Source organism: Pollutimonas rozaliensis (assembly GCF_048751585.1).
In the GTDB taxonomy this organism is placed as follows: domain Bacteria; phylum Pseudomonadota; class Gammaproteobacteria; order Burkholderiales; family Burkholderiaceae_B.
In genome coordinates this window covers 134,159-154,189 of record NZ_JAZHOB010000005.1, presented here as the reverse complement: position 1 = coordinate 154,189, position 20,031 = coordinate 134,159, and the positions used below count along the sequence as shown (strand labels likewise).

The window sequence follows — 20,031 nt, the reverse complement described above, 5'->3', positions numbered from 1 at the left end:
TGGCGCGTACACGCCACGCTTTGCCTGCTCTGATATTCCCAAGGGGTAGTCCGGCTATGCCGGCGCACGCGCTTCTACTTCCGCCCTTGTTTTTGTTCTTTAAAGCGGCGAGCGCCTTCGGTATAGGCCCCCGAGGCAAAGTTCAGGGCATGGCCTTCGGCAGCCTCCCGGGCAGCAGCCTCAAACTGTGCGTCGGACATTTTTTTCCACCATTTCTTGGTAATGCTGATAGCCATGGGCTGCCAGTCCGCAAACTTTGCGGCGAGCGCGGCAACGCGAGCGTCCATTTGAGGTTCATCGGGATAAACTTCATCCAGGATGCCCAAATGCTGCGCATGTTGTGCATCAATGATGTCGGCCGTCAGCACGAGTTTTTTCATGACCGCTTCCCCGACGATGGGCTGCATCAAGGCGCTGCCGACAATTGCCGCGGAACCGACATTGAGTTCCGGCATGCCTAATTTGGCGCTCGCTGATGCAATGCGTATATCGCACAACAAGGCTATTTGCAGGCCCGATCCTGTGGCGTAGCCATTGATGCGGGCAATCAGCGGTTTGTTCAGCGAACGGATGCTGCGGTAGAGCCCCATATAGTCGCTGATGCGCCGGGCGGAATCCTCAGCGGTCATCCCGGCGCTTTCGTTCTGGTCCTGGCCTGCACAGAAGGCACGGCCTTCGCCTGTCAGAATGATGACGCGCACGTCGTCGCGGGCGTCCAGCGCCCGCAGCGCCTGGTCCAGCCGTTGGCGCTGAGGACGATCCAGCGCATTCAAGACCTTGGGGCGCTTGAGTGTGATGGTAGCGATACGTTCGGCACAGACTACCGACAAGGTGTCGCTGCTAAGGTCGCTTATAAGCATAACTAAGGATTCCCGGTTAATGGGCATCACCCCCATTGGGTGATGCGATTCAATTGCTTGACAGGTTCAGGGCTTTTATTGCGCGTGGCCACTTGGCCGCTTCGTCCGCCAATTGGCGCGACGACTCCTCCAGCGTGCCGGGCTGTACCTTGACGCCCAACTGCATCAGCTTGTCTTGCAGGGCGGTAGACTGAAAGGCCTTTTCCAGGGCGGCATTAAGCTTTTCGAGTACGGCGGTTGGTGTGCCGGAAGGGAGCAATATGCTATAAATTGAAGCGGCTTCGAAGTCCTTCAGACCTTGCTCGTCCAAGGTGGGTACGTCGGCCAAAATGGGTAGGCGCTGCGGGCTGGCGATACCGATGGCAGTCAGTCGCCCCGAGGCCAGATTCGCCAGTGCGGTTGGTGTGGTTGCCATGAACAACTGGATCTCGCCCGACAGCAGATCAGCCATGGCGGGCGAGGAGCCGCGGTAGGGCACATGCAGCATGCCCATTTTGGCTTTTTGCAGGAACAATTCAGTAATGATATGTTCGGTCGAACCGTTTCCTGACGAACCATAAGCCAACTTTTTGTCCTTGGCGTTGGCCGCCGAAACCAGCTCCTGCAATGTGTTGACACCCAGGGAACGATTGACGATCACCACCAGTGGCAGAATCCCGACCGTGCCGGCGGATTTGAAATCTTTAACCAGGTCATATCCCACCTGTTTGGTGCCCAGCATGGTTTGCACCAGGGCATACGAGGTGGTCGGAGCCATCAGTAATGTGTAGCCGTCCGGGTCAGACTGCTTGACTTGCTGAGCGGCAATATTGCCTGAGAAGCCAGACTTGTTCTCCACGACCACGGTGGTATTCAACTGCTCCCCCAAGGCTTGGGCCATGATGCGCCCCACGACATCGACACCGCCGCCCGGCGAGAAGCCGACGACCATGCGTATGGGCTTATCGGGATACGCCGCCAGTGCCGGGGCGCTGCTTGCGAAAGCTAGGGCTGCCAGTGCGGCCAGGGGCAGAGCAGACATCTGTTTCAGCATTTTCATGGGTAGTTCCTTTATCGTTATTTGTGGGCGTGACCACTAATGAGGAGACTGCTTTTTGCTTCTGATGTTGTAGTTGGTGACGTGAAGATCCCAGACGTTCAGAGTGTCGCGTGGCAGCGCCTTTTTCTGTATGCGTTGCGTCGGTGTTTTAGGAAACTCGTTGATAAATTCGATATAGCGGGGGATTTGAAAGTAGGGCAGCCGTGTTTCGCTCCATTGGATCAGCGCCAGCGGATCCGGTACGGCGCCGTCACGCGGCCTTACGAAGAGCTTCAGCTCGTCTTCGCCAAGTTCGCTGGGAACACCCACTAGGGCGGCTTCCTCGATGTCGGCATGTTGGAGAAAAACCTGCTCGACTTCCCAGGCTGAAATATTGATGCCTCGACGACGAAGCATTTCCTTCTTTCGGCCTGCATAGAATAAATAGCCATCCGCGTCGGCATAGGCCAAGTCCCCGGTGCGCAGCCACTGCCCATCGAGCGCTTCGGCGGTGTTTTCAGGGCAGCGAAAATAGCCTAGAAATTGCAGGCCCGGTACGCGGCTGCGAATGAGGACTTCTCCGGTTTGGCCAGACGCAACAGGGGTGCCGATATCGTCCACCAACTTAAGGTCGTAGTAGCCAATGGGCTTGCCGATCGAGCCGGCTGGTCCGTCAAGGTTTAGCGTGACGAAGGTCAGAAGCTCGGATAGGCCATAGCCCTGGCGCATACTGACACCGAACCGTTCGGCAAACGCGTTCCACGTCTCGGGCGAGCACCCTCCTCCCCACGCGATACGTACACTGTGATCTTTATCGCGCCGAGATGGCGGTTGGTTCAACAGCATGGGCAGCACACTGCCCAGGTAATGTATATGTGTTGCCTGAAGACGCCGTGCGTCTTCCCAGAATCGGGAAGCACTGAAGCGCTCGATCATCGCAAGCCGAAAGCCTCCCATCAGCGCGGCAATTGCCACGGCGACGCCCGAGCCGTGATGCAGCGACTCCCAGAACAGGAATACGTCTCCGGGTTGGGCGCCAGTCAGGCGCAACACTGTATGAGGGCCGGCACGTAAGTGTCGGTCGGACTTGAGGACGCCTTTGGGTGCGCCCGTCGTGCCGGAGCTGGGCGTTAAGCCGATGATGTCATCCGCATCTGGCGAGATGGCATGCGGCACTTGCGTCGATTCTCGCAGGCTGTCCTCAAACGGATCGGCTTCTGGATCTCCTTCCCAGAGACACAGGTCTAGCGATGCACTGATATCGGCTAACACGTCACGATAGGCCACATGTGCGATCAGCACCTTGGGATCAAGGTGGGTAAAGGCGTGCTGTAAGGGCGCGCCCAATAAATGAATGTTGATGGGCACGCGCACGGCGCCGAGTTTGGCAAGGGCGAAGAATGCGATCAGATGATTGGGGTGGCTGGGCAGCATTAGAGCAACCCTGTCTCCGGGCCTGATGCCGCGGGCCCATAGCAGATTGGCGAACTGGTTGACGCGCTTTTCCAGATCTCGCAGCGTCAGAGAGGTGTCCCGATAGCTGCAATAGACCGTGTTCGGAGATTCGGCAGCGCGCTGCGTCAAAAGGCTAGCCAGGGTATGAGCCGGAAGGGGCTCTAGCGAAACATGGGTGTTTTCGTCGGAAATCCCGCCGGCTGGCTTTTGACACGAGTAGATATGATCCATATAAAAATTATTATGCAATTTATATGGAGCAAAATATAGCGCATATTCGAATAAAACAAACAAAAATCTATTAAAAAATATGGTTTATACTTATTTAAATTGAATAGCAATTTATTTGAGCGGTCCTCGGACCGGCTGGGAGAAGTTCGGAGCAAGCGTCATTCCGATGCCGCTTGCGCAGCCTTAATCAAAAGAGGCAATAAGTGGTTGTACAACGCTTCTTGATTATGTCGGGCGGCGATGGTCGACAGGTTCAGTGCCGCGACGATCTGCCCGGCCTTATCAAAGACAGGCGCCGAGATCGACAAAGTGCCGATGCCCATGTTTTTCTCGGTCATTGAATAGCCTTGCCGTCGGGTCCGGGCGAACAGAGCGAGAATTTCTTCAGTATCGCGATCGCCAAAGCGCCGCCTGACTTCAGGAGGCAGACGGCCAAGCGTTTCCAGCAATTGATCAATCGGCGCGCGCGACAGCAAGACTTGGCCGGAAGATGAAGTCAGGGCCGGGTAGCGTGCGTCGATAGGCAGTTCGACAGAGGCTGCGTGAACGGATGGAATGCCATCGATAATGACGATGTCGTCGCCATCGAGTTCGACCCAGGCAACGGTTTCGCCCGTATCTTGCGCCAATTGCATCAGCACTGGGCGCTTTTGCGCGGCAAGCATGTCGGTTCTGCGGGTGTGGTGCGCCAACTCATAGAATTTGGGCGATATGCCGTAACGGCGGCTGACGGGATCGCGCGTCAGGTAGCCCAGCCAATGCAATGTGTAGACAAATCGCTGGGTGGCGCTACGGCCCAGGCCTGTGCGTTCCGCGATTTCAGTGATGGGCAGCATGCCCGAGACGGGATCGAAGGCGGTAAGCACACGGATGGCCTTTTCGACCGAATTGACAAAGAGCCGGGCGTCAGGCGTCGATCCGCTGGTGTTGCGCTTGCCGGCAAGTGCGGTACCAGTAAGAGGGGAATCAGTGTTGGGCATACGCATAATTATCGCCCATGAAACCATGGATGGCGAAGACTTGCACCGATGATATCAATAGAGCGGGACAAAGGACCGGCACTGGGCGGATCAAGGGGTAAAGTGGGGGTGGTTGGTATTCTTGCAAACGCCTCTACGTCCATACTACCGGGTTAAGTCCTATGCGATATTTGATTTCGGCCAGCCTGCTGGCATTGCTTGCGGCACTCCTGATTGCCTTCTTGTACAAGCCTAAGCCCCTGGACGCGCAACTGCTGCATCTGCAGGTCGAGCAGGCGATGCCGGAATACGCCCGGACGCTCGCTACCGAGCCGGCCGAGCTCCAGGCGCTGTTCCTGGTGTATGCCGACGATCCTGTGTTGGCCACGAAGGCAAGGCTGGCCTTGCAGCGCTATCCGGAAATGGCCAGGTCCATCTTATTGATGTACGGAGATAGCCGGGATTTTCAACTGGTGCTTGGCAAGTATGGCGAAGATGTAATCCTGCCCATTCATTACTTTCTGACGCATGAGGTCTTCACCTTGGAACTGATGCGCGGCATGAGCGAGTCCGCCCGCTCTGCCTTGAATGCCATCCGGGGATTGTGGCGGGCTGGCGAGCCTGCTGAAGCAAGCGCCACTGGGGCTCTATCAAGCGAGGAGCGGGGGTGGTATGCCGTTCAATTCATCACGGCGGAGGGATATGACTTCCTGGGCCAGTTTGTCATGAACCCTGGCGGGGACGTGGGCTGGGTCCAGACAGAACGTGTGCTTGAAGGCATCAATGGCTTTTTCGCGGGCGGCTTGAAAGCGCTGGAGACCAAGTTTCGTCGCGATGAAACGATTGTCGCCGGCGACGTGGGATGGGCGGCGCTGGATGTGGCGATTGGCGTGGGGGCCCTTAAAGTGCTGCGCATGGGCAAGGCCGGCGCGGCAGGCGGCCGCAGCCTGACATTTTCCCAACGCTCGGCCGCGCTTGGGTCCGGTTTGTGGCGGGCAAGCGCGGTCGGCACGCGAATGCTCAAGTACGGAGCGCCGGCTGTGCTGGCCTATATTGCCATCCGGCACCCCAGTGTGATCAATTCCATGCTTGGAAGCGTCGCCGAGAAGCTGGGCCTGCCTGTTGGCCTGGTGCAGGTCATAGGCTGGTCTCTGGTATTGCTTCCCTTCATGCTGCTGCTGCGATTCGCGCTGGGGCCGCTGGCCTGGGTAATGGCAGCGGCCGCAAGTTTGCTTCGATGGGGGCAAATCGTGCTGCGAGGGCGTCCGGCTGCTTTGTGACGATCAGTCCTGAAGCCGCATGCCTATCTTCAATACAACCTGCCAGTGCGCTATCTTGCCGTCCTTGATATGGCCCCTGATCTGGGTGACTTCGAACCAGTCCAGTTCCCGGAGCGTGCTGGATGCGCGCGCGATGGCCTGCGAAATGGCGTCATCCGACGATACCGTCGATGAGCCCACCAACTCGATTTGTTTGTAGACATGATCGTTCGCCATGGTTGCCTCCTTGCGAATGGAAAACGTGGTGCAAAAACGATGGTCCGTACATGGCAGTCTACGCCAAACTAGGGCAGCGCAACAGGTATGGGCATGTTTCAATAAAACCTGTTGCGGAAAGGCCGGCGCCTTGGAATGCCATGCTTTCAAGGCTGCGCCTTACATCACGCCCGCATTGCCTTCAAGTTGATTCTAGGCGGCTGGCCTGGCTCCGTGCTTTCCAGCTTTGGTCTGCTTGCGGATAAGGGCGGTAAAGGCCATGCTGGCCCGCGTCTGTTGATGTTTGTCCATGAACAGCAGGCCATGGGTCCGGATGGGGGTTGGACCTTCCAGCGGGATGACGCGCAGGGGCTTGTTGTGCTCCGCGATGGCGCTGGGCGCCGCAATGGTTCCCACGTGTTTGCGCACCATCAGTCCCAGCATAGCCGGAATGGTGTTCATCTCGGCGATGATATTGGGTTCGGCGCCGGCGGCATTGAAGCACTCGTCCAGCAAGCGGCGCGTCGAGAAGCTTTGCGGCAAAAGAACCAGCGATTCGCGATGAAGCTCGGCGATCCGCATTCGCTTGCGCTTGGCCAGCGGGTGCGTTTGCGCGACGATCAGTGCGAGCTCTTCATTGAACAGGGGCTCGAAACGTATGTCTTTCTGCATTTCAGGCCGATAGCCGATACCGATATCCAACTGCTCGGCCTGCAGCCCGTCGGTGATGGCGTCGCCCGAAAGCTCTTCGATCACGATCTTGACGGTAGGGTTTTGCTTCAGAAACAGTGCGACGCAATCCGGAAGAAAGCCCAGGTTGAACGTATGCGTGGTGCCTATGCGCACCGTGCCCGAAATGGGGGCGACGGTTTGCTTAAGTTCGCCCAGGCCCTGATCGATGACGGCCAGGGCACGGTCCGCATAGGCCAGGAAAGACTCACCGGCTTCGGTCAGCATGACCCGTTTGCCGTGGCGGTCGAACAGGCGTTGACCCACTTCGTCCTCCAGTTGGCGTATCTGATGCGACAGGGTGGATTGAGTCACATGGACCCGTTCCGCTGCCCGCGTGAAATTCAGCGAGCCCGCCAGCGCGATGAAATACCGCAAGTGCCTGAGTTCCATGATTCCCTTTACTATCGATATCATCGATGATAACCGACGAAATCAATCATTTCTATGTTTTGTCGCGGCCGTATAGACTGCATTGGCATTCACCCAAATACCAACTACAGAATGAAGTTGGAGTCTTCAATACAGGAAGGGACAATAATGAATATGTTTAAAGAAAAGGCGCTCCATGGCCGTGCATGGCAACGCGCTATGGCGGCGCTGATCGCGGCGCCCTTTGTCTTCATGGCTGCGCCAGCCCAGTCTTCGGACTATCCGTCCAAGGCGGTGCGCATGGTCGTGCCATTCGGCCCCGGGACCACGACTGACACGATTTCACGCTTGATCGCCGAAAAAATGTCGCAGCAATTGGGCCAGTCCATCGTCATCGACAACCGGGCGGGCGCGGGCGGCACGATAGGGACCGCCCAGGTAGGGCGCAGCACGCCCGATGGCTACACCATCGTCATGGGCACCGTGGGTACGCATGCGATCAATAAAGAGCTTTACTCCAAGCGCGGCTATGATCCCCAAGTGGACTTCGAACCCATTGCCTTCGTCGGCCAAACGCCTACGATACTGGTGGTGGGCGGCGATTCCCCCTACCATTCGGTAAAGGACCTGGGCACGGCGGCGGCAAAGCCCCCGGGCATCACATTCTCGTCGGCGGGTAGCGGCACGTCCGGCCATCTTGCGGGCGAACTGCTGAAGGACAGGCTGGGCGGGGAAATGATCCATGTTCCCTACAAGGAAGGCAGCATGGCCCTGCAGGACGTCATGTCTGGAGAGGTCCAGTTCATGTTCTACCATCCGGCGGCGGTCCTGCCGCACGTGAAGGCCGGAAAACTGCGGGCCATTGGCGTTTCCAGCAGCCGGCGCAGCATTGCGGCGCCCGATGTCCCCAGCGTTGCGGACCAGACCAACAGCGATTTCGATCTGGTGGCATGGTTCATGATGTACGCGCCCGCCGGAACGCCCGAGCCCGTCATGGCCGCATTGAAAAAGGCCGCTGAAGTGGCTCTGGCCGATCCCGAACTGGCCGCAAAGCTGAAGGCCCAGGGCGTGGAACCCGGCGGTGAAGCCACCAAGGACTTGGCAAAGTTCGAGACCGCCGAAATTCAGAAATGGGCCGCGCTGGTCAAGAAGTCGGGCGCGAAGGTCAACTAGCCAAGCCCGGCGGAGGGCAGGCAATCAATGTGCGGGCACGGCGGAACGCATCAGTCCTTGTGCCGGCACGGACGCCTTGAAGGTAAAGCGATGCAAGAGTTCGTATATGCGGCGCAGTCGGTTCGCGTGGTATTCGGTGTGGATGTATGGAGCAAGCTGAACACCGAGGCTGGCCTGCTTGGCGCTGAGAAAGCGCTTGTGCTTTGCACGCCGCGGCAGCGCACGCTGGCCCAGCGGGCTCTTGACGCGCTTGCGGAGCGGGGCGCCGGTATTTACGACCAGGCCATCATGCATGTGCCCACGGCCGCCGTGCAAGGCGCCATGGCGGCCGTGGCACGGACCGCTGCGGACTGCATCGTGGCGATAGGAGGCGGTTCCACCATAGGCCTGGCCAAGGCGCTGGCCCTGGAAAGCGGGCTGCCCATATTGGCCGTACCGACGACGTATTCCGGATCCGAAATGACATCCATCTATGGGGTGACGGAAGGAGGCGTAAAGAAAACCGGTAAGGATCGTCGGGCATTGCCGCGCACGGTCATTTACGATCCAACGCTGACCTTGAAGCTGCCCTTCGATATTTCAGTGGCCAGCGGCATGAATGCCATAGCGCACGCCGCGGAAGGCCTGTATGCCCAGGACGGCAATCCCGTTCTGGCATTGATGTCGGAAGAAGGCATCCGGGCCATGGCCAGCGGTTTGCGCCAATTGAAGAAGCAGCCGGACGAGCTAGGCGCCCGAAGCGAATCCCTATATGGAGCCTGGCTTTGCGGCACCGTTCTCGGGAGCACGGGCATGGCTTTGCATCACAAGCTCTGCCATACCCTGGGCGGCAGTTTCAACCTGCCGCATGCGCAGACGCATTCCATCGTGCTTCCGCATGCCATGGCCTATAACGCCGTCTCGGCCGAGCGGGCAATGCAGCGCATTTCCAATGCCCTGGAACGGCCCGGCCAGCCGGCCGCCATGGCCTTGTACGATTTGGCGCAAGAGCTGGGCGCGCCATTGGCCTTGCGCGATATCGGCATGCGGGCGGCGGATATTGACCGGGCGGCGGATATGGCGGCGTCAAAGCCATACTGGAATCCCCGGCCCGTCGACCGCGATGGCATACGCGCCTTGTTGCAGGCTGCGTTCGAAGGCATCAGGCCGGCCTGATGCGGCCAGTATGTTTGACGATTGATACGATCGATTTAATTCGATCCAGATTTTTTCTTGCAGACCTCACGCCTGCATCGTGCGACAGCACGGCGCGGTGCGAACACTCTATTGGAACGATATGAAAATAGGTAAAGAAACCATTCCCCGCTCGGCCATCTGCACGTCCAATTCGGAAACCATCGTGGTGCGGGGCAAGGACCTGGCTCGGGAACTCATCGGGAAAATGTCCTTCACGGATTATTTTTACCTGCTGGTCACCGGCCAGGAGCCGACAAAGGCCGCCACCATCGTGCTGAACGCCACATTGGTTGCCATTGCCGAGCATGGCCTGGTGCCCAGCGTGCAAGCCAGCCGCATGACGCTGGCCGCGGCGCCCGATGCCTTGCAGGGCGCGGTGGCTGCCGGCATCCTGGGCTGCGGCTCGGTAATCCTTGGCGCGTCTGAAACTTGCGGCATTCTTCTTGATGAAATCCGGACGCGGGCGGGCGACGGCAGGGACTACGTGGCGGCGGCCAGGCAAGTTGTCGGCGAATATCGCGCGGCCAAGCGCGCCATTCCAGGCTATGGCCATCCGCTGCATAAAGAGCGCGATCCCAGGGTAACGGCGCTGTTCAATGTTGCCGAGCAGGCCGGCGCCGATATGACTTATGTGCGGATTGCCGACGCAGTCGAAAAAGCGATTCCCGAGATCGTGGGCAAGAACCTGATGCTGAATGTCTCGGCTGCGATTCCCGCGGTCTTGCTGGGCGTGGGCTTTCCATTGACCGCCTTAAGGGGCGTCCCCATTCTTGCGCGTACGGCGGGTCTTATCGGCCATCTGACCGAAGAGCTTCAGAAGCCCATCGGCTTTGCCTTGTCGTATCAAGCCACACGCAATTACGTCTATGACGGCGAAGCCCCGGACGGCTTCACCCCCGATCACGCCTAGCCTGCGATTCATACTGGAGCTTTATCATGATCAAAGTGCTGAATGGCATACGGGTACTCGAACAAGGAACCTTCATCACGGGCCCGGCGGCGGGGATGCTGCTGGGCGACCTTGGCGCCGATGTCGTCAAGATCGAGCAGCCCGGCGCCGGCGATCCTTTCCGCGCCTTCAAGGGCGGCCTGTACAGCCCTCATTTCCAGACCTATAACCGCAACAAGCGCAGCATCACGCTGAACACCAAGAACGCCGACGATCTGGCGGCGTTCGACGAACTGATCAGTACAGCCGATGTCTATATACAGAACTTCCGCCCGGGCGCGGCCGAGCGGCTCAACGTTGGCGAAGAGCGTTTGCGCAAGATCAATCCGCGCCTGATCTATTGCTCGATCAGCGGCTTCGGGCCGACGGGACCGGCCGCGGGCCGGCCCGCTTACGACTCGGTGGCCCAGGCCGCCAGCGGTTTCCTGGGCCTGTTGATCAATCCCGAGAACCCGCGAGTTGTCGGCCCAGCCCTGGCCGATTCCATTACCGGCTTCTATGCCGCCTATGGCGTGCTGGGCGCGCTGCACGAGCGCAATCAAACCGGTGTTGGCCGCAAGGTGGAGGTTTCCATGCTGGAAGCCATGAGCCACTTCAACCTGGATGCATTCACGCATTATTATTCGGCCGGTGAAATCATGGGCCCCTACAGCCGGCCCAGCGTTTCCCAGTCTTATGTCATGAAATGCGCGGATGGCAAATGGCTGGCGCTGCATATGTCCTCGCCGGAAAAGTTCTGGCAGGGCCTGGCCAATGCCATGGAGCAGTCCACCTTGTTCCAGGATCCCCGATTTTCTGACCGCAATGGGCGTATCCAGAACCAGGAAGTCCTGATCGATATCCTTGGGCCGATATTCGCCAAGCGCACGCGCGCCGAATGGTGCCGCCGGCTGGAGGCCGAGGACGTGCCGCACGCGCCCATGTACGACACCAGCGAAGCCCTGGAAGATCCCCAGGCCAAGCATCTGGAGATACTGGTTTCCGCCAGGCACAAGACCATGGGCGAATTCCGGACCGTTCGCCCGCCGGTCTCGTTCGATGGGCAGCGCAGTACCGAAGTGGTGCCGCCGCCTGTATTGGGCGAGCACAATGACGAGGTGCTGGGCCGGTTGCGCGAGCGGCTGAATGCAAGGGATGGCGAATAACAGGCGCCGCCGGAATGCGGTCCTGGCCCGCGCTATTTAAGGCCGACGTTTTCCCAGGCGCGCAGTTCCTGCTTCAAGTGTTTCAGGAACTCGGTGGCCGCCAACGATGAATGCCTGCCGCGCCTGACCACGATGGCCCCGGTTGTGGACCGGAACATGGCGTTGGCCAGCGGATGCGCCCGCAGCTTTCCCTCTTTCAATTCCTGGGCTACCGAAAAATAGGGGAACAGGGATACGCCGTTGCGGTCCATGATGAACGACTTGAGAACTTCGTAGGAATTGCTCTCCATCGCCGGCCGGAGCCGGACGCCCTCGGCCATTTCCACCTGGTGCACCAGGCGGCGTATGCCATGATTGAACCGGGGCAAGGCCAGCGGAGTCTTCGATAGTTCGTCTATGGAAACACCTCCGCTGGACTTTTTATACGATCTTTGCGAAGACGTGATCGCCAGCAGAGGAGCCCTGAAGGAACTGACGTTTTCGATGGCGGGATGGGGAGGCGGGTTGAAGGTAAGGCCTATGTCGGCCCGGTCTTCCGCGATGCTGCGCATGACCTCGTCGCCGGGCTCGACGGCGACCGTATACGTGACGCCGGGGTGAAGCTCATAGAATTCCGGGAGAACCAGGTTTGCCAGGCTGGTTGCGAAGCCGTTGCCGCAGGCAATGCGTATATGGCCGAATTGCAGATTGCCCAGATCCGCCAGGTCTCCCTTCAAAGCGTGTTCCTGGCGGAGCAGCGAGTGGATGTGGCGTAAAAGTATGTCGCCGGCGGCGGTCAGTTCCACGCCGTTCGCCTTGCGGGTCAAGAGCGGCTGCCCGTATTCCGCTTCAAGCAGCATGACCTGGCGGCTAAGGGCGGAAGGCGATATGTGCACGCGCTCTGCCGCCTTGCGTATCGACAAGTCCTCTGAAATTGCCACGAAGTAGCGGTAGCTAGAACTGATCATTGTTCCATCCTTGTCAGGCCGGAGCGAAGCAGTACAGGCAGGCGCGCAGCCGCGAGGCGATCGAACCGATCAATGGTTCCATATCCCCCGGCCTGCCTTCCAGCAGATGGCGAAAGCAGGCGGCAATTTCGGCGATGTCCTGTTCAGCGGCTCCCTGCCGGCTGATTACCTGGGTGCCGATGCGCAGTCCGCCAGCCGCGGGCTGTCCGGGTACGCTGGCCGTGCCGACATAGAGTCCCGCCTGCCCCGCCTGCTGCGAGAAACGGCGCGCCGCTTCGGCGCTGGGAACCGGAATGATGAGGTGGTGGGAGGTGGGCGGCGCATCGCCCGGAGCCGCGCTGCCGATTGCGGCAATCCCCTCGCCCCTAAGGGCCGCGGCCAGATCCTGAGCCGTTGCCAGCATTTTTCTTGCGTACTCCGGCATGAATGCGGCGGCCTCTTCCAGCGCAACCGACAGCCCCGCAAGGCGGGATGCATCGTAGTTAGAGGCCCATCCTCCGACAATATGCCGGCGCAATGCCTCGTGGTGCCTTGGATGCCGGCCTATCAGTATCCCGCCTGGAGGGCCGGCGAGTGTCTTGTAGGTTGAGGCCGTCATGATATCGAAACCCATGTCCATGGGGTTCTGGTAGGCCTTTCCAGCGATCAGGCCGGCAACGTGCGACGCGTCGTAGACCAGCAGGGCGCCGCAGTCGCGAGCGGCCGAAATGGTGGATTCCACCGTATAGGGGTCCAGCATCACGCTGGCGCCCAGCATTACGATCTTGGGCCGCTCCCGGGAAATGATGCGTGCCGAGGCCTCGTCATCATATAGCCCGTTGCTGAACGCAAGAGGAAGATTCCTTCGGCTCAGCAAACCTACCGTGCCCTCACCATGGTGGCTGACATGCCCGCCTTCCTGGGCGCTGATCGATGCGATCGAGTCGCCGGGTTCTGAAAAGGCCGCATAGACAGCCGCATTTGCGTACGTGCAGCTTTGCAGCCTGGGCTCCGCCCATGCGCCGCCAAACAGGTTGATCAGTTGCCCGCTTACCAGAACCTCCAGCGCTGATATCTCGTCCGTTCCGGGCTGCTGCTTGCTGTATGCGTCCCCCATGGCCGGCATCAAGCCCATCGTGTTGGCGAGTGCGCGCTCGACAGTCGGTGAAAGCATGCATGAGCCGGCATAGAGCTGTATGCCGCTCTCCATGCGGTTCTTGTGCGCCTCCACGAGATCCAATGCACGCCTGGCGCCGCTGGATATTTGGTGGTTAGTGGTAATCATGGCTGTCTGGCTTGGAGTTGATGTGGCTATGAATGTACCTGAATACGCAATGGCCTGGTGTTTCAAAAATAAGAACGGAACGTTCGATTTTTAAAGTTATACATAATTGGCGAACCGCCTCATAATTAGCTCCGAAGGGCGCCAGGACACGTTCTGGCATAAGCGAGTGATCCACAGGAAGAAACAAAAGATGTCGCAAGATGAGCAAAACAGAACACTAGAGCTGATGCGTGAATTCATCTCCATCGATTCGCAGAGCCACAAGGCCAGCCAGCCGATATTCGATTCCGCTGCGGGCGCGCTTGAGGGCTGGGATCTGGAGTATGTCGATTACAAGGATGCGGCGGGAACGCCCAAGCGCAACATGGTCGCGCGCCATCCTGGCAGCCGGTCCAGGCTTGCCTTCGCGGGCCACCTGGACACCGTTTCCTCCACCGGATGGGTTAGGGATCCGTTCAAGGCCACCATAGAGGGCAATCGGCTCTATGGCCTGGGGTCGTCCGATATGAAAGGGCCTATCGCCTCGTTCATCGTGGCGTCCAATTCGCTGCCAGAGGCCGATCGGCCGATGATAGTGCTGACCTCTGACGAAGAGGCCGGAAAGCAGGGCGTCCGCGAGGTGGTGGCAAACAGCCGGACGTTGAAGGAGTTGACTCCCGCGTGCTTCATCGTGGCGGAGCCCACCGCGCTGGAGATACTGCGCGGGCACAGGGTGGACGTGGCCTTCTCGGTTCATGCCCAAGGCATACAGGCGCACTCGTCGACGGGACGCGGGGTAAATGCCAACATTGCACTGGTACCCTTCCTTAACGAAATGCGAGAGCTGCATCTGCACTTGCGCACCAATCCCGCGCTATTTGACATGCAATACGACCCTCCGTACTGCGACCTGAACTTCGTCATCGACAACTACGGCGCATTCCCCAATATGACGGTCGGGCTGGCGACCTGCAATATCAAGTTCCGATATTCCAAATCCTTCGACCCTGAAATGGTCATCACCCGCGTCCGGGAAGCGGCCAACCGGTACAACCTGAAAGTCCAGGTCCGGCCCGAAGCGCCACCCCCGGAACTTGCCGCGGATCACCCGCTGGTCAAGCAGGCGGAAGATATCCTAGGTTCCACCGCAAGGGTAGCCGGATTGGGAACGGAAGCCTCGGAATACTCCAAGCTTGCTCCCTGCCTGGTATTTGGCCCTGGCGATATCGATCATGCCCATAAGCCAACGGAGTACATCGATTTGCCACAACTGCATCTTTCCACCCATCTCTTCAGAAAAATCGCTTTGCAGCTTGGGCGTCAGTAAGAATCCAACGCTGTTTCAGCGTAACGATAAAGGAGCGTTATATGCGACATTCAACCGGTCGTCGAAAAAATAAGAAATCACTTGTGCTGCTTGGTCCAACCTTCCTGGCGCTGATGGCGCTTTCCGTGGCAATGCCATCATGGGCGAAATTTCCAGAGCGCTCCATCGAGTTGGTGGCGGGTTCGCCGCCCGGAGGCTCCACCGACTTCGTGGCCAGGGTCATGGCCGATGGCATGAGCAAAGTCCTTGATCAGCCGGTTGTTGTCGTGAACCAGGGTGGAGCCGGGGGAAATATCGCCACCCGGACGTTGGCCAAGACCAAGGGCGACGGCTATACGCTGATGGTTGGAGGAAACTTCAGCCATGGCATCAATCCGGCTCTTTATAAGGACACGACCTACGACCCAATCAGCGATTTCACCGCGATTGCGCGCATCGCCAACATTCCTTCCGTCATTGCTGCAAACAAGCAAACCGGAATCAAGACCTTGGCTGAGCTCATAGAGCGGGCCCGCAAGGCGCCGGGGACCTTGAACTACGCCACCGGAGGGAATGGCACCCCGGCCCATATATCGGCGGAAACGTTCAAGCGCGCCGCAGGTATCGATATCACGCACATTCCCTTTCGGGGCGGCTCGCCCGCGGTCGTCGCCGTGATGAGCGGCGACGTGGAGCTTATCGTCGGCACGCCTCCCGTAGTCATGCCTCAAGTGGCCAACGGCAAGCTGACCGCGCTGGCGGTCACCTGGCCGGAGCGCTACAGCGTCATGCCGGATGTGCCAGGCATGGCAGAATCCGGCTTGCCTGGCCTGGGAGTGCAGGGCTGGTTCGGGATATGGGGGCCGGCGGGCATTCCGGCGGAGGACCAGCAAGTTTTGTTTTCGGCGATAAGCAAAGTGCTGGCGGATCCTGAAACTGTCAAGAAGCTCGAAGGCCAGGGCCTGATCGTCGAGCCGGCGCCGTCGCTACAGGCATTCCGGGATTTTGTCGAAAAGGAAGTCCCGATCTGGAAGCAGTATGTGCTTGATTCCGGAGCGTCCGTGAATTGAAGCCGGCGCTGGTTCCGGCACGGTATCTTTTCTTTCGTTGTGGCTAAGGACGACAACTCGTCCACAAGACCGACACTTTTGCATTATTGGGCCGCTCCCCGTGGGGATGCGGCCTCTCTTTTTTCTACATTCCCGGCGCGGCACTGCCGACCAGCTTGCGTTCTTTTTTTGAATACTATAGGATTGTATTATTGACTGCTTGTGTTCTTGGTTTGATGTTCTGATCCTGTAACGCAAGGGCATCGACAATAAAGGAGACAGCATGAACCCACGCTCGGCCGCATTCCGCGAACTTTTCAAAAAAGGCCCCTTCGTCTGCATGGGCGCGCATGACGCGGTGTCGGCCAAGCTTGCCGAGCAGGCTGGGGCGCCTGCCCTCTTCGTCAGCGGATTTGCCGCTTCCGCCATCCTTTTGGGCAAGGCGGACATCGGCCTGCTGACGCAGACAGAGATGTTCGATCACATCCGTCGCATCTGCCGGGCCTCGACGGTTCCTGTTTTCGCCGATGCCGACACCGGCTATGGCGGCATCCTGGATGTGCAAAGAACGATGGAACTCTGGGAAGAGGCGGGCGCTTCCTGTCTGCACCTTGAAGACCAGGCCTTGCCTAAAAAATGTGGACACTTCGCCGGAAAGCAACTGATCTCCAAACTGGAGATGCGGCTGAAGCTGCGCGCCATGCTGGAGGCGCGGCGCGATCCGAACTTTTTCATCGTGGCCCGTACCGATGCGGTGGCCGTGAACGGCCTGGACGATGCGCTGGACCGGCTGGAGGCGTATGCGCAAGAGGGGGCCGACGGACTTTACGTGGATGCCCCGGAAAGCATGGATCAACTGCGGGAGATCGGGCGCCGGCTGAAGCCTTTGGGAAAGCCCATACTCTTCAATATGGCACGGTCCGGCAAGACGCCGTTTCTATCGCTGGACGAGGTGCACGAGCTGGGCTTCTCGTTTGCGATCTGCCCGATAGAGCCCATGTTCGCCATGCATAAGGCGGTGAAGGAAATGATGGAGACCTTTATGCAGAAGGGCTGCTCCACGAACGCCATTGCCGATCAGATCACTTCGTTTCAGGATTTCAACCGGTTCGTGGGCCTGGATGAGTCCGTGGCGATTGAACGCAAGTTCGCCGGCGCCGATTAAGGCGTCGACCTATTTCATCAACGATACCGTATAAAACAGGAGAGACAAATGAAGTTATCAAAACTGGCCCTGGGGCTGGGCATTGCCTTGGCAATGGGAGCGAACGCGCAAGCCGATGCGAGCAAGTTTCCGGAAAAGAATGTTGTGATCATCGTGCCGTATTCGCCCGGCGGCGGCAGCGACAATGTGTCACGCGCCATGGCCCGCTACCTGTCCCAAGAATGGGGAAAAACCGTCGTCGTCGAGAACAAGCCGGGGGCGGATGGCCTGATCGCCACCAATGAAACGATCAGGGCCAAGCCGGACGGCTATACCCTTCTGGTGTCCATTCCAGCCATTGCCATGCTCAAGCACACCAACAAATCCATCAAGGTCGATCCGCTGACTCAACTGACGCCCGTGACCATGATGGCGACAGGTCCGACCGCGATCGTGGTGAAGGGCAAAACCGACATCAAGACGGTGGCGGACTATAAGCGCCATTGCTCCAACGAGGCGAACAACTGCAGTTGGGCCAGCGGCGAGCCGTTCACGCTGATGGTGGGGACCGGCCTGATGTCCTCCCTGGGCTTGAACGACAAGGTGACCAATGTGCGCTACGCCGGCACGTCGGCGGCGGTCAGCGATGTCATCGGCGGGCACGTTACCTCGCTGGTTACCGGCACATCCTCGGTACTGTCGGCCCATAAATCCGGAGACCTTCGGATACTTGCCGTCAGCGCCGCCAAGCGCCTTCCGGAACTTCCCGATGTGCCCACCTATGCGGAAGCCGGCATGAGCGACGTGAAATTCAGCAATAACTGGTACGGGGTATTCGCACCGGCCGGAACGCCGGAGGATGTCAAGAAGAAAATCGCCGATGGCTTCCACAAGGCGGCCAATGCGCCCGAAGTGGTAAAGGTGCTGAAGCCCTTGCTGCTGTCGCCGGTGGGCAGTTCGCCGGAAGAATTTGCCAAGCAGCTGGCGCAAGACCAGAAGATCATCGACGCGGCGGCGCCCTCGGTGTTCACCGAGAAAAGCAAATAAGCCTAGATGCTCCAGGGAACGCCGCCGGCATAGGTTTTATAGCTGACGGCGGCGGCCCACCCGGAATCCACCGGAAGCAGCACGCCCGTAATCTTCGAGGCGGATTCGGAGCATAAGAAAGAAACAGCTTGCGAGATATCGTCGCCGTCCGGCAGCGCATCCAGGGCATGCACGCCCATGATCTTGTCCGGATCCCGCTGGCCCGCGTCGATTTTCTCTTGCAAGCCCTCGGTCAGCACATAAGTGGGAGCCACCGAGTTTACGCGGATCCCATGGCGCCCAAGCTCCACGGCAAGCAGTTGCGTCAAACGCTGAATGGCCGCCTTCCCCGGGTTGTAGGCGGGCAGCGGCAGCGGCAAAAGACTATTGATGGACCCCAAGGTCACGATCGCGCCCCGGCCCTGCTCGCGCATTTGGCGCCCAAAGGCGATGCAGGCGTGCAAGGTGCCATGGTAGTTGACCTGCCACATGCGATCGTGAAGGTCCATGTCCATATCCAGTATGGATTCCGTGTTGGGGATCAGCGCGGCGGAAGTCACCAGGATGTCCGCCGGGCCCATTTCACGCTGTACGGTGGCGGCGACTTTCAGGACTTCGGCACGGTCGGCCACATCGCAGGGATAGAAGCTGGCGGGCACCCCTTGACGGGCGATTTGCCGTACCGCGTCTTTGCCCTTGCGTTCATCGACATCCAGGACGGCGATTGAACATCCCTCGCTTGCAAAACGAATCGCGCACGATAGGCCGATGCCGCCGGCGCCGCCTGTGATGACGGCGGTTCGGCGATCCGTCATGCCGGTCCGGCCGCCTTGCCGCGGACTTCGACGCCCACTTGGTCCTCGATCACGCGGATCATTTCGGTCATGTCGGCCTGGTAGCCCAGCTTCTCGGCGGCGGAGTTCAGGAAGGCCCGCACGGATTGCGCGACAGGCATGGGTATGCCCAAGCTGTCCGCCTCTTCCATGCACAGGCGCACGTCCTTGGCCGACAGGCCGACAGAGAAACCGAAGTCGAAGCTGCGCGACAGGACAAAATTGGGAATCTTCACTTCAGAGGCATTGGATCGGCCCGATCCGGCATTGATCACTTGGGTCATGATGTCGGCGTCCAGGCCTGCCTTGGTGCCCATGACCAGCGCTTCGGACGTGACAACCAGGGCAGTGACGGAAACCAGATTGTTGATGACTTTCAGGGTCTGCGCCATGCCGGGTTCGGCGCCGACATAGATCTGCTTGCCCAGATGATCCAGTATGGGCTTGACCTCCTGGACGCGATCCTTGTCGCCGGCCACCATCAAGGCCAGCGTGCCTTTTGTCGCCCCCGCCACGCCGCCGCTGACCGGGCAGTCTATGGTGGCTATGGAGCGATCGGCCAGGCCTTGCGCCAGTTTCTTTGCCACGCCTGGGCCGGTGGTGGACAGGTCGATGACCGTGCGCACGGCGGCGCCCTGGACCAAGCCGTTTTCCCCCAGCCCAACCAGTGCCACCACATCGGGGGTGGGCAGGGAAATCAGGACGACGGACGCCTGATCCGCTACGGCCTTGGGAGAGTCCGCGCGGATGGCGCCCTTGTTCAACAGTGGGGTCAGCGCGTCCTGGTTGGCGTCGCAGATGACCAGTTCGTATCCCGCGTCGATCAGGCGGCCGGCGATGGGTCCGCCCATTCGTCCCAGACCCACGAAACCCAAGCGCTTGTTTGCGGCTTCACTCATGCTTGCTCCTTGCTTTTTCGATTCGATTGTTGATAGTCAAAA

General features: G+C 59.3%; 19 protein-coding genes. 9 read left to right on the top strand and 10 right to left on the bottom strand.

The features are described 5' to 3' along the window. Positions 1 to 74: 74 nt before the first annotated feature. From V0R37_RS10855 to V0R37_RS10840, 4 genes are all read right to left on the bottom strand, one after another. Positions 75 to 860: an enoyl-CoA hydratase/isomerase family protein gene (locus tag V0R37_RS10855; RefSeq protein WP_420374518.1), complete on the bottom strand. Its 786-nt coding sequence runs from the start codon at positions 858 to 860 to the stop codon at positions 75 to 77. Positions 861 to 909: 49 nt separating this feature from the next. Beyond that, positions 910 to 1,899: a Bug family tripartite tricarboxylate transporter substrate binding protein gene (locus V0R37_RS10850; protein WP_420374517.1), complete on the bottom strand. Its 990-nt coding sequence runs from the start codon at positions 1,897 to 1,899 to the stop codon at positions 910 to 912. 36 nt (positions 1,900 to 1,935) lie between these two features. Continuing rightward, complete coding sequence (locus tag V0R37_RS10845; protein ID WP_420374516.1) at positions 1,936 to 3,564, bottom strand: AMP-binding protein; 1,629 nt, start codon at positions 3,562 to 3,564, stop codon at positions 1,936 to 1,938. 158 nt (positions 3,565 to 3,722) lie between these two features. Beyond that, positions 3,723 to 4,550: an IclR family transcriptional regulator gene (locus V0R37_RS10840; RefSeq protein WP_420374515.1), complete on the bottom strand. Its 828-nt coding sequence runs from the start codon at positions 4,548 to 4,550 to the stop codon at positions 3,723 to 3,725. A gap of 155 nt (positions 4,551 to 4,705) precedes the next feature. Here V0R37_RS10840 and V0R37_RS10835 point away from each other — a divergent pair, with 155 nt between their 5' ends. Continuing rightward, a complete protein-coding gene (locus tag V0R37_RS10835) occupies positions 4,706 to 5,803 on the top strand; it encodes a hypothetical protein (protein WP_420374514.1) in 1,098 nt (365 codons plus the stop codon). Positions 5,804 to 5,806: 3 nt separating this feature from the next. Here the strand turns inward: V0R37_RS10835 and V0R37_RS10830 are convergent, their stop codons facing one another. Together V0R37_RS10830 and V0R37_RS10825 are read right to left on the bottom strand one after the other, a co-directional pair. Continuing rightward, entirely contained in the window at positions 5,807 to 6,019 is a 213-nt protein-coding gene (locus tag V0R37_RS10830; RefSeq protein ID WP_420374513.1) for a dodecin, read from the bottom strand. Positions 6,020 to 6,211: 192 nt separating this feature from the next. After that, positions 6,212 to 7,120: a LysR substrate-binding domain-containing protein gene (locus tag V0R37_RS10825; protein WP_420374717.1), complete on the bottom strand. Its 909-nt coding sequence runs from the start codon at positions 7,118 to 7,120 to the stop codon at positions 6,212 to 6,214. A gap of 147 nt (positions 7,121 to 7,267) precedes the next feature. Between V0R37_RS10825 and V0R37_RS10820 the strand changes: the two genes are divergently transcribed. The 4 genes from V0R37_RS10820 (at position 7,268) to V0R37_RS10805 (ending at position 11,542) form a co-directional block, all read left to right on the top strand. After that, positions 7,268 to 8,272, top strand: a complete 1,005-nt coding sequence (locus tag V0R37_RS10820; protein WP_420374512.1) for a Bug family tripartite tricarboxylate transporter substrate binding protein — start codon at positions 7,268 to 7,270, stop codon at positions 8,270 to 8,272. Between the two features lie 90 nt (positions 8,273 to 8,362). Further along, positions 8,363 to 9,427: a maleylacetate reductase gene (locus V0R37_RS10815; RefSeq protein WP_420374511.1), complete on the top strand. Its 1,065-nt coding sequence runs from the start codon at positions 8,363 to 8,365 to the stop codon at positions 9,425 to 9,427. 121 nt (positions 9,428 to 9,548) lie between these two features. Beyond that, entirely contained in the window at positions 9,549 to 10,358 is an 810-nt protein-coding gene (locus V0R37_RS10810; protein ID WP_420374510.1) for a citryl-CoA lyase, read from the top strand. 26 nt (positions 10,359 to 10,384) lie between these two features. Continuing rightward, positions 10,385 to 11,542, top strand: a complete 1,158-nt coding sequence (locus V0R37_RS10805; RefSeq protein ID WP_420374509.1) for a CaiB/BaiF CoA transferase family protein — start codon at positions 10,385 to 10,387, stop codon at positions 11,540 to 11,542. Positions 11,543 to 11,574: 32 nt separating this feature from the next. Here V0R37_RS10805 and V0R37_RS10800 read toward each other — a convergent pair whose 3' ends face one another. Next, positions 11,575 to 12,489, bottom strand: a complete 915-nt coding sequence (locus V0R37_RS10800) for a LysR family transcriptional regulator (protein ID WP_420374508.1) — start codon at positions 12,487 to 12,489, stop codon at positions 11,575 to 11,577. Between the two features lie 13 nt (positions 12,490 to 12,502). Continuing rightward, complete coding sequence (locus V0R37_RS10795) at positions 12,503 to 13,753, bottom strand: hypothetical protein (protein ID WP_420374507.1); 1,251 nt, start codon at positions 13,751 to 13,753, stop codon at positions 12,503 to 12,505. A 190-nt stretch (positions 13,754 to 13,943) separates the two neighbouring features. Between V0R37_RS10795 and V0R37_RS10790 the strand changes: the two genes are divergently transcribed. The 4 genes from V0R37_RS10790 to V0R37_RS10775 all read left to right on the top strand — a co-directional run bounded on the left by V0R37_RS10790 (position 13,944) and on the right by V0R37_RS10775 (position 18,278). Continuing rightward, complete coding sequence (locus V0R37_RS10790; protein WP_420374506.1) at positions 13,944 to 15,059, top strand: M20/M25/M40 family metallo-hydrolase; 1,116 nt, start codon at positions 13,944 to 13,946, stop codon at positions 15,057 to 15,059. 83 nt (positions 15,060 to 15,142) lie between these two features. After that, positions 15,143 to 16,108 carry a Bug family tripartite tricarboxylate transporter substrate binding protein gene (locus V0R37_RS10785; protein WP_420374505.1) on the top strand — a complete coding sequence of 322 codons (966 nt, stop codon included), beginning with the start codon at positions 15,143 to 15,145 and terminating at the stop codon, positions 16,106 to 16,108. Between the two features lie 262 nt (positions 16,109 to 16,370). Beyond that, a complete protein-coding gene (locus V0R37_RS10780) occupies positions 16,371 to 17,252 on the top strand; it encodes an isocitrate lyase/PEP mutase family protein (protein ID WP_420374504.1) in 882 nt (293 codons plus the stop codon). A gap of 48 nt (positions 17,253 to 17,300) precedes the next feature. Further along, positions 17,301 to 18,278 carry a Bug family tripartite tricarboxylate transporter substrate binding protein gene (locus tag V0R37_RS10775; RefSeq protein WP_420374503.1) on the top strand — a complete coding sequence of 326 codons (978 nt, stop codon included), beginning with the start codon at positions 17,301 to 17,303 and terminating at the stop codon, positions 18,276 to 18,278. A gap of 2 nt (positions 18,279 to 18,280) precedes the next feature. Here V0R37_RS10775 and V0R37_RS10770 read toward each other — a convergent pair whose 3' ends face one another. Together V0R37_RS10770 and V0R37_RS10765 are read right to left on the bottom strand one after the other, a co-directional pair. Continuing rightward, complete coding sequence (locus tag V0R37_RS10770) at positions 18,281 to 19,072, bottom strand: SDR family NAD(P)-dependent oxidoreductase (protein ID WP_420374502.1); 792 nt, start codon at positions 19,070 to 19,072, stop codon at positions 18,281 to 18,283. After that, the gene (locus V0R37_RS10765; RefSeq protein WP_420374501.1) at positions 19,069 to 19,989 is read right to left on the bottom strand and encodes an NAD(P)-dependent oxidoreductase; all 921 of its coding nucleotides are present in this window, start codon (positions 19,987 to 19,989) and stop codon (positions 19,069 to 19,071) included. The genes V0R37_RS10770 and V0R37_RS10765 overlap by 4 nt, the downstream gene beginning before the upstream one ends. Between the last annotated feature and the right edge of the window lie 42 nt (positions 19,990 to 20,031).